Annotated in this window: 2 protein-coding genes; both read right to left on the reverse strand. The window is 36.1% G+C overall.

What is annotated here, in order from left to right; translation table 11 throughout:
• Positions 1–266: 266 nt before the first annotated feature.
• Complete coding sequence (locus DBR11_RS29425; RefSeq protein ID WP_146186648.1) at positions 267–674, reverse strand: hypothetical protein; 408 nt, start codon at positions 672–674, stop codon at positions 267–269.
• A 146-nt stretch (positions 675–820) separates the two neighbouring features.
• Positions 821–1,060 (reverse strand): hypothetical protein (locus DBR11_RS30325; protein WP_233260879.1); only part of this gene is annotated, 240 nt, incomplete at its 5' end.

Consider the following 1,060-nt stretch of genomic DNA (forward strand, 5'->3'; position numbering starts at 1 on the left):
ATTTAAAATACAAAAAAGTACTTAATTAGAACTTTTTTTACCTATATTTCTCATTCACAAACATTTATTTCAAAAAAGTAAAAAACACTCTTTAACCATATCTCTCATAAAAACCTAACAATAACCGCAGATTAATTCTGCCAATTCCGTTTTCCTTTGCAACCTCACTTGTTAATTACCCTTTTGTAGAACAGATTTAACGCACAGAAGCCTAAACTCATAATTCTACTTGTTCTTTTTTTGCATAAAATGCCCCCAATTAATATCTAATTATTTGGGGGCAGTACATATGTGACGTCAAGGGAGGGGCTCAGAATTACTACACACTTAATGGTCTTTGGCCCATTTAAGACTCCACTTGTAGTAAAAACTTTGTTGGCCAATCCAGGCCCAATACTGGTGGGTGCACCGCCAAAACCTAATGCCCTAACAAGACTAGGTGCCCATCCGCCAATTCTTGTAGCTAGTGTTGATAAGCTTACCAATGCCCCGAATGGAGCTGCCGCACCTCCAACACTTAAGGAAAGCGCTGAGGCACCTTCCTTATTCACATATGAATTAAATTGCATCCCATGTTCATTTCTAAAATTTTCTAATGATTTACTAACACTATTCGAAGCTGAAAGGTCTCCTTTGGCATCTGCTCTGCTGACAGTAGTAGGTTCACTGGTCATCGTAGATGTTTTATCTCCATCGACGGTAGTTAGGTTTGGTACCGAAACCACGAAGGTTATCCATAATAATTACAGTTTTAATCAGATGAAGTTTCTCCTTCCGTAGACGTAGCAAAAAAATTGCACCTCATCGATGACATTACTACCTAACGATTATATAAATGTTTAAAATCTTCTCTACATCTATATGGAGCAAAAGCATAGATGCAAATACTCTTATTACAAGATTTAAATACTATAAAGGGATCATCTTTAGTGAAAAACTCATACTGCTTGCTAGGACCACAAACATAGATAAATAAGGGAAAAGAAATAGGTTCATAATCTACGTAATTGACAATATCAGTACCATGGATAAACAATATTCGTTTTTTACCACTTGGTAC

Origin of the sequence: Pedobacter sp. HMWF019 (assembly GCF_003061025.1) — a bacterium.
Classification (GTDB): domain Bacteria; phylum Bacteroidota; class Bacteroidia; order Sphingobacteriales; family Sphingobacteriaceae; genus Pedobacter.

What these genes read in the sequence shown, in the direction of transcription:
- DBR11_RS29425 (WP_146186648.1), bottom strand. Translation starts at nt 674, where the DNA reads ATGACCAGTGAACCTACTACTGTCAGCAGAGCAGATGCCAAAGGAGAC.